The 14,323-nt window shown below is 66.8% G+C and carries 11 protein-coding genes; 3 read left to right on the top strand and 8 right to left on the bottom strand.

Annotated features, from left to right (window positions below):
* Positions 1–54 precede the first annotated feature (54 nt).
* The 5 genes from C8J42_RS15705 to C8J42_RS15685 form a co-directional block, all read right to left on the bottom strand.
* Positions 55–459, bottom strand: coding sequence for a CocE/NonD family hydrolase (locus C8J42_RS15705; RefSeq protein ID WP_133020819.1), 405 nt, complete (start codon positions 457–459; stop codon positions 55–57).
* Between the two features lie 52 nt (positions 460–511).
* A complete protein-coding gene (locus C8J42_RS15700; protein WP_133020818.1) occupies positions 512–1,243 on the bottom strand; it encodes a CPBP family intramembrane glutamic endopeptidase in 732 nt (243 codons plus the stop codon).
* Between the two features lie 262 nt (positions 1,244–1,505).
* Positions 1,506–2,477 (bottom strand): class II fructose-bisphosphatase, encoded by a 972-nt coding sequence (gene glpX, locus C8J42_RS15695; protein ID WP_056065803.1) that lies wholly within the window; start codon positions 2,475–2,477, stop codon positions 1,506–1,508.
* A gap of 61 nt (positions 2,478–2,538) precedes the next feature.
* Positions 2,539–3,357 carry a 2,3,4,5-tetrahydropyridine-2,6-dicarboxylate N-succinyltransferase gene (dapD, locus tag C8J42_RS15690; RefSeq protein WP_133020817.1) on the bottom strand — a complete coding sequence of 273 codons (819 nt, stop codon included), beginning with the start codon at positions 3,355–3,357 and terminating at the stop codon, positions 2,539–2,541.
* Positions 3,354–4,031 (bottom strand): pyrimidine 5'-nucleotidase, encoded by a 678-nt coding sequence (locus tag C8J42_RS15685; RefSeq protein WP_133020816.1) that lies wholly within the window; start codon positions 4,029–4,031, stop codon positions 3,354–3,356. Before C8J42_RS15685 ends, dapD begins: the two co-directional genes overlap by 4 nt.
* A 136-nt stretch (positions 4,032–4,167) precedes the next feature.
* On the opposite strand from C8J42_RS15685, the gene C8J42_RS15680 reads away from it, so the two are divergent.
* Together C8J42_RS15680 and C8J42_RS15675 are read left to right on the top strand one after the other, a co-directional pair.
* Positions 4,168–6,501, top strand: a complete 2,334-nt coding sequence (locus C8J42_RS15680) for a S8 family peptidase (RefSeq protein WP_133020815.1) — start codon at positions 4,168–4,170, stop codon at positions 6,499–6,501.
* Between the two features lie 196 nt (positions 6,502–6,697).
* Positions 6,698–7,696 carry an LLM class flavin-dependent oxidoreductase gene (locus C8J42_RS15675; RefSeq protein WP_133020814.1) on the top strand — a complete coding sequence of 333 codons (999 nt, stop codon included), beginning with the start codon at positions 6,698–6,700 and terminating at the stop codon, positions 7,694–7,696.
* A 53-nt stretch (positions 7,697–7,749) separates the two neighbouring features.
* On the opposite strand, the gene C8J42_RS15670 is transcribed toward C8J42_RS15675, so the two are convergent.
* The 3 genes from C8J42_RS15670 to C8J42_RS15660 all read right to left on the bottom strand — a co-directional run bounded on the left by C8J42_RS15670 (position 7,750) and on the right by C8J42_RS15660 (position 12,833).
* Positions 7,750–9,366: a glycoside hydrolase family 43 protein gene (locus C8J42_RS15670; RefSeq protein ID WP_133020813.1), complete on the bottom strand. Its 1,617-nt coding sequence runs from the start codon at positions 9,364–9,366 to the stop codon at positions 7,750–7,752.
* Positions 9,363–10,604: an MFS transporter gene (locus C8J42_RS15665; protein ID WP_243644507.1), complete on the bottom strand. Its 1,242-nt coding sequence runs from the start codon at positions 10,602–10,604 to the stop codon at positions 9,363–9,365. Before C8J42_RS15665 ends, C8J42_RS15670 begins: the two co-directional genes overlap by 4 nt.
* Positions 10,605–10,739: 135 nt before the next feature.
* Positions 10,740–12,833, bottom strand: a complete 2,094-nt coding sequence (locus C8J42_RS15660; RefSeq protein ID WP_207897151.1) for an alpha-L-arabinofuranosidase C-terminal domain-containing protein — start codon at positions 12,831–12,833, stop codon at positions 10,740–10,742.
* Between the two features lie 258 nt (positions 12,834–13,091).
* On the opposite strand from C8J42_RS15660, the gene C8J42_RS15655 reads away from it, so the two are divergent.
* Entirely contained in the window at positions 13,092–14,138 is a 1,047-nt protein-coding gene (locus tag C8J42_RS15655; protein ID WP_133020812.1) for a LacI family DNA-binding transcriptional regulator, read from the top strand.
* Positions 14,139–14,323 lie beyond the last annotated feature (185 nt).

The following is a 14,323-nucleotide window of genomic DNA, read 5'->3' as shown; positions in this document are numbered from 1 at the left end:
CACGAGGTCAGGTCGACCCCGATCCAGGCATCGTACGTGAAGGGGCTGCAAATCTCATCTGCTGTCGAAATGCAGCCGCCGCGATACACCATCTTTTGGATCGTTTGGATGCACTGCGGTCGACAGCGTGAAGACGCCGTCGGACTTGAACCGCCCGCGCATCGACTGGAAGACAAAGACATAGCCATCCTTCATCAACGGTCCGAAGCGATCGGCGGTAGGAAACGGCGCATCCGGCACGCCGTAGGGAGTCCGCTGGAGCAGGATCGGCAGCGGCCCGGTCATCCCGCGCGGCCGCATGATCACCGTCTGCAACCTCGCCCCGTCGCGCATCGGCACCATCACCTCTTCGAAGGTGAAAGGCGACTGGGCCACATTTTGCGGCGCGGTCTGCGCGGGCGTGGCGGCCGGGACGGCTGCGGTGACTGCAAGCGCGAGCAGGAAAGCGTTACGCGACATGGAATTCCCTTCGTGGAGCGTGCCACGATTGGACGAACCCACGGCTGCGAAGTCAAGCCGCGCGCCACGCTCCGGTCAACATCGGGCGCAATACCAGCGAGTTGAGATCGATCAGCGCGTGCAGGACCATCGCCAGCCACAGTTCCCCGGTCATCAGATACACCGCCGCCATCAGCGCGCCGACGAGCGTGGTCGCGATCACGCCCGCCCGCCCCTGATACAGATGCATCGCGCCGAACGCCGCGACCGCGACACCGAACGCGACGAACGCGCTACCGGAGACGAGCGCGACCAGCAGTGGCAGGAACAGGCGGAAGGCGAGTTCTTCCGAGACGCCCGCCGCGATCGACATGGCGACGGCATGCGCGATCTCCGGCCGGTTGCGCGGGAGCAGCGAGCCGACGTTGCCGATCGTCTTGAGGATACGCCAGTTGCGCCGCGTGGCCAGGACCGCGCCGATGATCAGGCCGCCGAGCGCGCTTCCGCCGATCATCCCGAGCAGTTCCCCGCGGCTGTAGCCTTGGAAGCTTGGGAGGAGCGTGCGGAGGGCATCGAACTCGGGCGGCACATTGACGAGCGCGCCGAGGCGGCCGAGCAGGGCTAGTCCGATTACCGCCGGCAGGACGAAGGCGATCGCTGCCTTGGCGATCCACAGGCGGTAGGTCTTCTGGCGCGACGCGGTGTCGGGGAGGCGCTTGATCCGGCGGTAGCCTAGCAGGTCGCCCTTGAGAAACCAGACGAGGCTCATGATCGTGACGAGGAGGAGGACGTTGGGAAGGATCATGCCGAGTCTTCGCCCTTCCTGCGTTCCACCGCTCGGCCTTTATGTTCTCCCGCGAAGGCGGGAGCCCAGTCTGGGTCCCCGCCTTCGCGGGGGCACATGGTTGGCTTGTGCGACCCTCGACGAAGCCGCCACCCCGGCGAAGGCTGGGGCCCAGTTGGAGGACGTTGCTGACTACGGACAGCGCACCGTTACTCCGACCTTTCCGCCTGGGCCCCGGCCTCCGCCGAGGAGGTGCTGAGCTGCCGGTCAGAGCAGTACCAAATCAATCAGTCCGATGCTCGCCCTTGACCCACCGCACCGTCCCCGAAGACGCCCGCATCACAACGCTCTCCGTCGTCATCTTGCCCTTCTTCCGCTTCACGCCAGCGAGCAGCGAGCCATCCGTCACGCCAGTCGCCGCGAAGATGCAGTCGCCCTTCGCCAGTTCCGACAGGTCATACTGCTTGTCGAGGTCCGTAATCCCCCACTTCGCCGCACGCCCACGCTCGTCGTCGTTCCGGAACAGCAACCGCCCCTTGAACTGCCCACCGACGCAGCGCAGCGCCGCGCAGGCCAGCACGCCCTCGGGAGCACCACCCGACCCCATGTACACGTCGACCGTTGTCTCGGGATCCGACGTCGCGATCACGCCGGCAACGTCGCCGTCACCGATAAGCATGATCCCACAGCCAACCTGGCGCAGTTCGGCGATCAGCGCCTCGTGACGCGGCCGATCGAGCACGCACACGATCAGGTCGCGCGCCGGTACGCCCTTCGCGGCGGCGACGGCGTTGATGTTCTCGGTCGGCGTCTTGTCGAGATCGATGATGCCCTCGGGATAGCCCGGCCCGACCGCGATCTTGTCCATGTAGACGTCCGGCGCGTTGAGCAGCCCGCCCTCCTCGGCGATCGCCAGCACGGCGAGGCTGTTCGGCCCCGCGGTCGCGCAGATCGTCGTGCCTTCGAGCGGATCGAGCGCGATGTCGATCTTCGGGCCCTTGCCGATCGCCGAGCCGACCTTCTCGCCGATGAACAGCATCGGCGCCTCGTCGCGCTCGCCCTCGCCGATCACGACCGTGCCGTCCATGTACAGCGAGTTGAGCGCCTCGCGCATCGCCTCGACCGCCGCTGCATCCGCTGCCTTCTCGTCGCCGCGCCCGACGAGCGTGGAGGCGGCGATCGCCGCCGCCTCGGTCACGCGGACCATTTCGAGGACGAGTACGCGGTCGAGAACCTGGCTGGCAGCAGCGGTCAAAGTCTATCTCCTCGGTATGTTTCGACCCGGATAGGCAGCGTCCGCCGGGTTGTCGACCCGATCAGTCCCTCAGCAGGTCGTTGATCGAGGTTTTGGAACGCGTTTGCGCATCGACACGCTTGACGATGACCGCGCAATACAGGGCCGGCTTGCCGTCCCCGCCACCGATCGAGCCCGGCACGACGACGGAATAGGGCGGCACTTCGCCCTTGAACACTTCGCCAGTCGCGCGGTCGATGATCTTGGTCGATGCGCCCAGATACACCCCCATCGACAGCACCGCGCCCTCGCCGACGCGGACGCCCTCCGCCACTTCCGCGCGCGCGCCGATGAACGCGCCGTCGCCGATGATGACGGGATCGGCCTGCAACGGCTCGAGCACGCCGCCGATGCCGGCACCGCCCGACAAATGCACGTTCTTGCCGATCTGCGCGCACGACCCGACCGTCGCCCAGGCGTCGACCATCGTCCCCTCGCCGACATAAGCGCCGATGTTGACGAAGCTCGGCATCAGGATCGCGCCCTTGGCGATGAAGCTCCCGCGGCGAGCGACCGCACCGGGAACGACCCGGATGCCCGCCGAACGGAACTCGGCTTCACCCCAGCTCGAGAACTTCGACGGCACCTTGTCGAACCCTGGGGACCCCGCCGAACCACCGTCGATCACGACGTTGTCGTTGAGCCGGAACGAGAGCAGCACGGCCTTCTTCAACCACTGGTTGACCTGCCAGCCGTCAGCGGTCGGTTCGGCGACACGCGCGGTACCCGCGTCCAGCATCGCCAGCGCGGACTCGACGGCGTCGCGAACCTCGCCCTTGGTATCGAGCCCAAGGTTGGAGCGGTCGTCCCAGGCGGCGTCGATAATGGTCTGCAAGGTCATGATGTCTCCAGGATGGTTTCGAGCCACGGCGCAAGCACCGGCACGGTGAAATCGATGTGATCGCGCGCCGCATCGGGCGACTGCTCGGAGCCGTTGTCGATCCACACGGTCGTCATCCCGATCGCCTTGGCCGGCGTCAGGTTGCGCGCCATGTCGTCGGCGAACAGAGACTCCCGCGGATCGATGTCGAACGCCGCGCAGAACCCGGCATAGGCCGAGGCGTGCGGCTTCGGCATCAGGTTCATCGCGTGGATGTCGTGGATCGCCTCGAAGCTCTCGCCGAGCCCGAGCCGGTCGAGAATCTTGAGCGCATAGGGCTTGTCGCCATTGGTGAAGACGAGTTTCCGCCCCGGCAGCTTGGCGATCGCGGCGACCAGCGGCGCGTCATGCTCCAGCACGTCCATCTCGATGTCGTGGACATGCGTCAGGAACGCGTGCGGATCGACATGATGCTCGGCCATCAGCCCCGACAGCGTCGTGCCGTGATTGTGGAAATATCCCTTCTGCACGCGCCGCGCCTCGTCATGCTCGAGCCCCAGCAGATCCTGGATGAACCCGGTCATTCGCGCGTCGACCTGCGCGAACAGGTCCGCGCTCGCCGGATACAGCGTGTTGTCGAGATCGAAGATCCAGTTGCGGACATGGTCGAGGCGGGGGTCAAGGCGGGCAAGCATCGGCCGGAACCTCTACGGACCGCCGCGCGCGGCGACAAGCGGGGTGCGACACTGCCGACCTTCAGGGCCGATGTTTACGATCGCGTAAGGCTTTGCATTCCAGTATGTTACGGAAAATTACAAAAGGGCGGACTGGATGCGCGGCACGAAGGCGGGGCTGCTGAGAACGGCGGCGGTGGCAAGTGGCCTGCTGCTCGCCGCCTGTGGAGGCGGCGGCGGTGGTGGCGTCAACAGCACGCCGGCCCCTCCCACGGTTTCCACCCCGACGCCGACTCCGCTTCCGACCCCAGCGCCCACCCCTGCCCCGACTCCCGCGCCGACCCCGACCCCGACCCCGACACCGTCCAGCAACGACACCAGCGAATATCGCGCGACCGTCGGCGCGGTCTCGATGAATGCGCTGGCCGCGTACAATGTCGGCGCGACCGGCAGGGGGATCGGCGTCGGCGTGATCGACAGCGGTATCGACCTGCAAAGTCAGGAATTCGGCAGCCGCGTTTCGTCCGCCTCGCAGGACGTTGCCGGCAATAGCTCGATCGACGACGAAGGCGGCCATGGTACCGCGGTCGCGTTCACGCTCGCGGGCCGAAGAAACGGCGCGGGCTCGCACGGCGTGGCGTTCGACGCGACGTTGATCGTCCTCCGCGCAGATCGCCCCGGCACCTGCGCCACCGCCAGCAAGGACGACGAGGATTCGGGCTGCAAGTTCGGCACCGACGCGATCACCCGCGGGCTCGACGCAGCCCGCACGGCAGGCGCGAAGGTCGTCAACATCTCGCTCGGCGGCTCCGAGATGCCGCAGAGCTTGAAGGATGCGATCGGCCGCGCGACTGCTGCCGGCCTCGTCGTCGTGATCGCCGCGGGCAATGACGGTTCGGTCAACCCCGACCCCTTCACCAACGTCGCCGGCGAAGCGCAGGGCCGCAACCAGGTGATCATCGCCGGCTCGGTCGGCGCGAGCGACGGCATCTCCACCTTCAGCGACCGCGCGGGCACCGGCGCCGCGCATTTCCTCACCGCGGTCGGCGAAAGCGTTCGTGCGCCCGACGCGACCGATACCGCCTATCTCTGGTCGGGCACATCGTTCGCCGCGCCGCAGATTTCCGGCGCGGTCGCGTTGCTGGCCCAGGCCTTCCCCAACCTGACCGGCGCGCAGATCGTCGACATCCTGTTCCGCAGCGCACGCGATGTCGGCGCCCCCGGAGTCGACGCGGTCTACGGCAATGGCGTGCTCGACCTGACGCGCGCGTTCCAGCCGCTCGGCACGACCTCGATCGCGGGATCGAAAGCGGTCGTTTCGACGATCAGCAACGCAAGCCTGTCCGCGCCGATGGGCGACGCGACCCAGGGCGAACTCGGCGCGGTGATCCTCGACGGCTACAGCCGCGCCTTCGCGATCGACCTTGCCAAGACGATTGCCCGCCGCAGCCCGGAACGATCGCTCGGCGGCGCGCTCCAGTCGCGATTCCGCACGGTCGCATTGGCGCAAGGCAACATGACCGTATCGATGACGCTAGCGCCGCGCGCGAACGGCGACGTCGCGCTCGATCGCACCGCGCTGTCGAGCGCCGATGCGACCAGCGCGCGTGCGATCGCCGGGATGATGACGCAGAAACTCGGCAGCACGCTGTCGTTCGGGTTCGGCTTCGCACAAGGATCGAGCGCGCTCAGTGCGCAGTTGTCGGGCCAGTCCGAACCCGCCTTCCTGATCGCCAACGCCGGCGGCATGGGCTTCGACAGCAGCATCCGTGCCTCCAGCGCGATGCGGCAGAGCGTCGCCGGGTTCGGGTTCACCGCAGGCATCGAGAATGGCGACGTCCTGACGCAGCGTGACAGCGACCTCCGCCTGCGCGACCGCTGGCAGCGCTCGGGCTACAACCGCGTCTCGCTGACCGTCGACCGTCGCTTCGGCGCGCTGTCGACCATGGTCGCCGCCACACGGATGGACGAGCGCGACACCGTCCTCGGCGCGCGCTTCAACGCGGCGCTGGGCGCGACACGCGCGGCAACATGGTTCGTGGATACCAAAGCGCGCTTCGATGCCGGCGCAGGCTGGAGCATCGGCGGATCGATGCGCCAGGGCTGGACCCGCGCGGCGGTCCGCGGCGGTCTCAGCGGCGACGGCCTGGTCCGCACCAACGCCTTCGCGGCCGACATCGGCAAGGACGGCGTGTTCGGTCACGACACGCTCGGCCTCCGCATCGCGCAACCGTTGCGCGTAGCGCGCGGCGGCATCGACCTCGGCCTCCCGACCTATTACGATTACACGTCCGGTACCGTAACCAACTGGACCACCCAACGCCTCAACCTCGCCCCCCAAGGCCGCGAACTCGATGTCGAGATGCGCTACGGCGTGCCCGCGTTCGGCGGCGGCCTGGACACCAACCTGTTCTTCCGCCGCGACCCCGGTAATTTCGCGGCATTGCCCAACGATTACGGCATGGCGATGCGGTACAGCCTGGGGTTCTGAGGAAAGCAGCGGCGATCCTCCCCCGCCAGGGGGAGGTGGCTGGCGCTTGCCAGACGGAGGGGGAGGTAAGGGTAACCTCGGTTCCGTGTCCTCCCCCTCCGTCGCCTTTGGCGCCACCTCCCCCTGGCGGGGGAGGATTGCAGGTCAATTCGACGGAAGGCTGGATAAGCTACCGCTCGGTACCTATCTCCACCGCATGACACGCTATTCCCTGCTCGATCTGGTCCCCGTCATAGAAGGCGGCACCGTCTCCCAATCGCTCGCCAACGCGGCCGACCTCGCGCGGCACGCCGAGAGCGTCGGGTTCCAGCGCTACTGGGTCGCCGAACATCACGGCATGACCGGCATCGCGTCGGCCGCGACCGCCGTCGTGATCGCGCACATCGCCGCCGCCACGAAGACGATCCGCGTAGGCTCGGGCGGCATCATGCTCCCCAACCATGCGCCGCTGACGATCGCCGAGCAGTTCGGCACGCTCGACGCGCTGTTCCCCGGCCGCATCAATCTCGGCCTCGGGCGCGCGCCCGGCTCCGACCAGCGCGTCGCCCGCGCGATGCGCCGCACGCTGGAAACCGACGCCAACGCCTTCCCGCAGGACGTGATGGAGCTGCAAAGCTACTTCGCCAACGACGGCCAGACCGGCATCGTCGCGACCCCGGGCGCAGGCGCGGACGTCGAGATGTGGATCCTGGGCTCCAGCACGTTCGGCGCACAGTTGGCGGCCGCACTGGGCCTGCCCTACGCGTTCGCTTCGCACTTCGCGCCCGACGCGCTCGATGCCGCGCTGGCGATCTACCGTCGCGATTTCCGTCCCTCGGCCCGCCTCGCCAAGCCGCACGTCATGGCCGGCTTCAACGTGTTCGCAGCAGAAACCGACGCGGAAGCCGAACTGCTCGCCACCTCTCAGCAGCAGTCGTTCGTCGCGCTCCGCACCGGCAACCCCGGCAAGATGAAGCCGCCCCTCGCTGGCTACCGCGAGTCGCTCGACGCGCAGGGCAACCAGATCCTCGACCACGTCCTGCAGTGTTCGGCGGTTGGCAGCCCGGCCAAGGTCGCCCGCGGTATCGCCGCGTTCGTCGAGCGGACCGGCGTCGACGAGGTCATGGTGACCAGCGCGATCTACGACCACGAAGCGCGCAAGCGTAGCCTCTCGATCACCGCCGACGTGATGCAGGACTTGAAGATCGCGGCATAAGGCTTGGCCAGTGGTCACGGACTGAACGCGGATCGACGCCGCGTTCAGTCCGCTCAGTCGCCGCCGGCTTCGACATACTCGAAATAGCTGAAATCGGCCGGTTCGCCGGCGCCCGACATATCCTGGCACGCCATCCCGACAAAGGCGCCGGTGAAGTTGGGCAGGCCCGGCAAGGTCGCCTCATCGGACAGGATGCTCGCGTCGAACCGGTCCGCGAGCCATGTCCACGCGCTCGACCCCGCACACCGGTATCCGAAGCGAAGGCTTTCGTGATCCACCTCGACCCGCAGTCCGATCGGTCCCGCGTCGATCGCGATCGGATGGGTGATCACACTGCTGCCGAGGGGAGTCGGGATCGCCGACAGCACCTGCAGCACGCGCCGGCCGTCGTCGTCGGCGGTGACGTGCAGATAATGGAACTTGGTCGAATTATAGTAGCAGACCAGCCCCGCCGCCTGCTGGAAGTGACGCGGTTCGAACGTAACGAGCGTCTCGGCGGCGTAGGCGAACGCCTGCTGCCGGCGCGCGACCAGCGACTGCGTGAAATGGCTCCCGATCGTCTCGCGGCCGTAGAGGCGCAGATAATTGGGCCGCGCGGTCAGGCTGAACAACCGGTCGGCATCCGGGGTACGCAGCCACTGGAAGGCCTCGGGCAGCGTCGCGGTATCGAACACGCTGCGGTCGCGCCGCGGTTCGGAAGCGGCCGACGCCGTGCCATCCTCCACGACCAGCGCCGGACTCGCGTCGCCGTCGAGCGTCCGCAGCCAGCCATCCTCGCCCCAGCGCATCGGCTGGATCGCGGTCTCGCGCCCCAGCACGCACCGATCACTGACGGGCAGCGGTCGCCCGCACAGATACACCATCCAGGTTTCGCCGATCGGCGTTTCGACGAGATCGCCGTGCCCGGTCCGCTGCAACTGCACGCCCTGCTTGCCCGCCGCGGTCAGTACCGGGCCATCGGGATGCACCTCGTACGGGCCGAACAGCGACCGCGACCGCGCCATCACGACGGCATGATTGCGCTCGGTGCCGCCTTCCGCGACCAGCAGGTGATACCAGCCATCGCGCTTGTAGAGGTGCGGGCCCTCGGTGAAGCCAAGCGACGTGCCCTCGAAGATCATGCGACGGTCGCCGAGCATGTCGCCCGTCGCGAGATCGATCTCCTGCGCGACGATCCCGGCAAAGCGACGCCCCCCCGGCCGGTGGTCCCACAGCATGTTGAGCAGCCAGCTCCGCCCGTCATCGTCATGGAACAGCGCCGGGTCGAAGCCGCTGCTGTTGAGGTGGACGGGATCGGACCAGGGCCCGTCGATATGCTCCGCCGTGACCCAGTAATTATGGAAATCGCGCAACGACGCGCCCCGCGCACCGTCGATCGTGGTCTGGCCGTAACGCTTCACGTCGGTGTAGATCAGGTGGAACCGACCGTTCGCATGGCTCAGGTCCGGTGCCCATACTCCGCACGAGTCCGGATTCCCGCGCATGTCCAGCTGGCTCGCGCGGTTGAGCGGCCGCGTCACCAGCCGCCAGTTCGCGAGATCGCGCGAATGGTGGATCTGGACGCCTGGGTACCATTCGAAGGTCGAGGTCGCGACGTAGTAATCGTCGCCGACGCGGACGATCGACGGGTCCGGATTGAAGCCGGGAAGGATCGGATTTCGAATAGTCATGCGGGCTTTCGTATCAGGACCCAGAGGAGTGCGGCGCCGACCAGGTCGAGCAGTCCGAGCAGGATGAAGAATGGCTGGTAGCCGACCTCCGCGACCATCGAGCCGAGCACCAGCGTGAAGATCAGCACGCCGAGATTGGCGGCGGTGCCCGACATCCCCGTCGCGGTCGCCACCTGGTCCTGCGGGAACAGGTCCGACGACAGCGTGATGACGGTCACCGACAGCGTCTGGTGCGCGAAACCACCGAGGCACAGCAGCGCTATCGCCGCGATCGGGCTGGTCACCGTGCCGACGAACATCATCCCCGTCATCAGCACCGCGCCTACCGTGAAGGCGCCACGCCGCGCATCGATCAGGTCAACGCCGCGCCGTTGCAGCCACGCCACCACGATCGGCCCGAACAGGCATCCGAGGTCCGCCGCCAGGAACGGCAGCCACGCGAACATCGCGATCTGGCCGAGATCGAAATGACGCACCTGCACCAGGTATAGCGGCATCCAGAACGACAGCATGCCCCACACCGGATCGGCGAGGAACCGCGCCGCCGCGATCGCCCACAGGTTACGACGCCGCAGCAGTTCGCCGAGCGGGGGACGCTTGCGGTGCGTGGCGAGCGATGCCTCTTGTCCTTCGACGATCAGCGTGCGTTCCGCCGGCGACAGCCGCCGATGTTTTGCGGGCGGCGCATACCAGAACAACCAGGCGATCACCCACACCAGCCCGAGCGCGCCGGCGATGAAGAAGGCCGCGCGCCAGCTATGGTTGAGCACCGCCCAGGCCACCAGCGGCGGCGCGAACACCGCGCCGAACGAGGCCCCGATCTGATAGATGCCGCCCGCGACACCGCGCTCTCGTGCCGGAAACCATTCGGCGACCAGCTTCATACCCGCGGGCTGCGCCGATCCCTCGACCAGCCCCAGTGCACCGCGCAAGCCGGCGAACCCCATCCAGCCGGTCGCCAGTCCGTGCGCCATCGTGATCAGCGACCAGATCGTGACGAACAGCGTGAAGCCGATCTTCAGCCCGACCACGTCGAGCACATAGCCGGCGAGCGGCTGGAACATGATGCCGATCTGGAACGCGCCGGTGATCCAGGAATATTCGGCGGCGCTGATATGCTGCTCGGCCATGATCGCCGGCGCCGCGACGCCGAGCACGCTGCGCGCGAGATAGTTGATGACCATCGCCACCACGAACAGGCCGATGATGGTCCAGCGGATATTCCTGAAGCGCCGCACCCTCACCCCCTCGGTAACGTTATCATCCCGTGGTAGCCGCCGACGCTCGCCTTAGGCAAGTATTGCTGCAGCAAAAACGCGTCGAAATGCGGTCGAGAGCAACTGGAGCCACGCGCGGCGCGGTCGCGGTCCGGCTCAGTGCGCCGCCGCGATCGGCAATTCGTAGATCGCCGCGGAGATCGCCGGTACCATCACGGTGCGTGTCCCCGCCACCTTGCTTTCGACGATCGTCACGCCGCTTGGGGACGCAATGGTGTTCGCCGCCTCCACCGTCCTGCCGGTCATGACCCAGCGCCTGCCACTGCCGCGCAGCCTCATGCCGGAAAGCGCAAGGTTCAGATGCTGCGGCTGGAACGTCGCGTTCACCACTGCGAGGCGCAGTTTGGTGCCGTCCGGCGACAGCCCCGCGATCACGTCGAGCGGATAGGTCGGGCTGCCCGCGCGCACCTTGGGATGCGCATGGCCGACCGGGTATTTCGGCTCTGGTTGCGGTACATCGCCATCGACTTTCAGCGGAACCGTCCCGGCGCCGAAATGCTCGCCGTACAGTTTAAATACGGTGCCAGTGGCGTTGAGGGTCGCGGCGGATGGCGAGATGTCCATCGTCGAGACGCCGGTCGTGAACGCCGACATCGTCAGGAAATCGGTGTGGCGGAGCATCTCCTGGAACACCATCGCATAGGCGAGCGAGGATTTCAGCGTCGGCGGTCCGGCCATGTACGCATATTCGTCGATCGACAGGAACGTCTTGGCGGCGCGGATCTTCGGGAATTTCGTCTCGTAGATCGCCCATTCCTCCGCCTCCATGCGAACGTGGTTCGAAGGCGAACGGACGAACTCGATAAGCTCGTCGGCGGCCGGCGCACCGGGTCGCTTTTCCGCGCGATCATACCAATGCTCGGTGATGCCGTCGAAATTCCCCCATGCCTTGGCGAAGAAGCCACCGGTCCAGTCCTCCTCGGTACCGAACTTCGCCTGAATGCTCTCGATCGACGAGTTCTGTTGCACGCCCTTCGGATGCAACTGGTCGGGCATCGCGCCCGATGCGATCAGCGTTATCGACGGATCCTTCGCCCGCATCGCCTTCGCGAATTCATTGTGCTTGATCATGAAGTAATCGAGCGAAGTCTTGCCGATCTGCCACCAGCCGAACGGTTCGTTGCCGATGTTCCACCATTTGACGCGGTAGGGTGCTGGATGACCGTTCGCCGCACGCTTGGCGCCCCATTCGGAGGTCGCCGCGCCGTTGAGATATTCGACCTCCTCGGCCGCAGAGTTCGCATCGCCCAGCCCCGCATTGACCGTGACATAGGGTTCGACGCCCAGGATACGCGTCAGGTCCATCCATTCGTCCATGCCGAGATCGTTCGGCTGCATCGCGCTCCAGGCGTGATCGAACATCGGCGGGCGGGCATCGCGGGGCCCGATCGCCTCGTGCCAATCCCAGTCGGACAGGAAGTTTCCGCCGGGCAGGCGCCAGAAGCCCGAGTTCAGCGACTTCGCGATCGCGGTCGTATCCGCGCGCCAGCCATTGACGTTGTCCGCCGGCATCAGCGACACCACGCCGACCCGGAATGCGGCCGTACCGGTGGAGGGGCCAGTGCCAGTGATCTCCAGCCGCGCATCGGACGCGGCCGCGGTCGGCGTGAACGCAAAGCTGGCCTCGCTCCAGTCCGCGCCGGGCGTCGGCAGCGGCACGACCTGCCGGTCCTGCGGCCGTTCGCCCCAGACCAACGCCACCGTCACCGCCACGCCCGGCTCTCCGCTCAGCTGAAGCTTGCCGACATACCGCCGGCCGCGGACGACCTCGATCCCGCTTTGGGCGATGCCGGTGACATGGTCGGGGGACACCGCGATCCGCGCGCTCTGCGTGCCGACATACGGATGCTGCGTGTCCATCGTCACGGCCGCGTCGCCGCCGATCGGGCGCCATTTGCGGTAGACGACACCGGGCCGCCCTTCGGCATTGACCGGGGGCGGCGCGTCGCTGGCGGCCGGGCCGATCGGATAGTAAAATTTGCGGTCGTCGAGCATCTCCGCCCACAGCGTCCGCGCGACGAGTCCGCCGATCGGTTCGATGAACATGCCGTATTCATAGGGTGTGACGGGCGCCGACCGAGCCGTTGCGTCGATCCGGACGGCGATCGGCTGCACCCGTTGCGCCTCGGCCGAGGCGAATACCGTGGCTTGACCCGCGAACAGGACGAACGCTGCGACGACCGGTTTCATCGACCTCTCCCCTTGGTGCGTGCTCGCCATTGCGGCGATGATCGCGAAGCGCGTTTGATCCGATGTCGCAGCGCTTATCCGAATAGATTACGCAGACTAATGATAACGTCAACATGAGTGTTCGGCGGGTCGGCATACTCTGGTCGAGATCCGACCAACTTGCATCGCAGGACCAAAGGTCTAGGTCGCTTCGACGTGTATAAATTCGTATTGAGGGGCTCGACGTGACGATCGTCGGGCGGGGTTGAAGGGATCGGTGTGAAGGAACGCGCTCGGCGCTCGCGCAGCCCGACGATCATCGATGTCGCCGCGCAGGCCGGGGTATCGCCGATGACCGTGTCGCGCGTCATCAACGGCCGCGCCAGCGTCGATCCGACCACGCGCGCCAGCGTTCAGGACGCGATCGACGCGCTCGGCTACACGCCGAACCTCGCCGCGCGCAGCCTGGTCACGTCCACCGAACTCAAGATCGGCGTGATCTACGCCAACCCGAGCGCGGCGTTCATGAGCGACTTCCTCACCGGCGTGTTCGAGGAAGCCTCGATCCGCGGCGCGCGCCTGATCCTGCTGAAGGGCGAGGACGGCCGTCCGCCGAGCCCCGCCGCGCTGGAAAGTCTGGTCGCGTCGGGTATCTCAGGCATGATCTGCGCACCGCCGTTGAGCGAATCCGCGGCGGTCCTCGACGTGTTGCGCAAGGCGCGCGTGCCGGTGGCGGCGGTCGGCGCGCACGATGTCGACAACGTGATCTGCGTCCGTATCGACGATCGCCTCGCCGCGTACGAGATGACGCGCGAGCTTATCGCGATGGGTCACCGTCGGCTCGGGTTCGTCGTCGGCAACCCAGACCAGGTCGCCAGTCTGAAGCGGCTCGACGGCTTCTACGCTGCCGTCCGCGAACATCCGGGCGTTCGCGCGACGATCGCTCAGGGCGATTTCAGCTTTGCCTCGGGACTCGCCGCCGGCGACCAGTTGCTCCAGGCCGATCCGCCCCCCACCGCGATCTTCGCAAGCAACGACGACATGGCCGCCGCCGTCGTGTCGGTCGCACATCGGCGACAACTCGACGTACCGCGCGAACTGACGGTCGTCGGGTTCGACGATACCACCGCCGCCGTGATGCTGTGGCCGCCGCTGACGACGGTGCACCAGCCGGTCCGCCGACTCGCCGCGGAGGCACTCGGCCTGCTGGTCGCGGAGATCGCCACGCCGCCGAGAACCCCTGCCAAGCGTAACGACCGGGTGCTGGACCACGAAATCGTCAAGCGACAGTCGACGTCGCCGCCGCAGGACGACGCCACGCCTTAACGCCATCCGCCGTTTCTGCGGACGTCGACGACCTTCACTCCACGCCACCGATAGTATGAGTATTGACTCCTCCACGATGTCGACGCATTGTTGCGTGGTAACGTTATCAAACAGTAACATCGAGTTGCGGGATGACGTTGCAGGAACGCCGGTAAATCGGCGCGCCGTAAAAGGGGGTAGGATGC

Source organism: Sphingomonas sp. PP-CE-1A-559, assembly GCF_004340965.1.
In the GTDB taxonomy this organism is placed as follows: Bacteria; Pseudomonadota; Alphaproteobacteria; order Sphingomonadales; family Sphingomonadaceae; genus Sphingomonas.
Note: the sequence above shows the minus strand (reverse complement) of the source record. Positions and strands in the feature narration are given on the sequence as shown.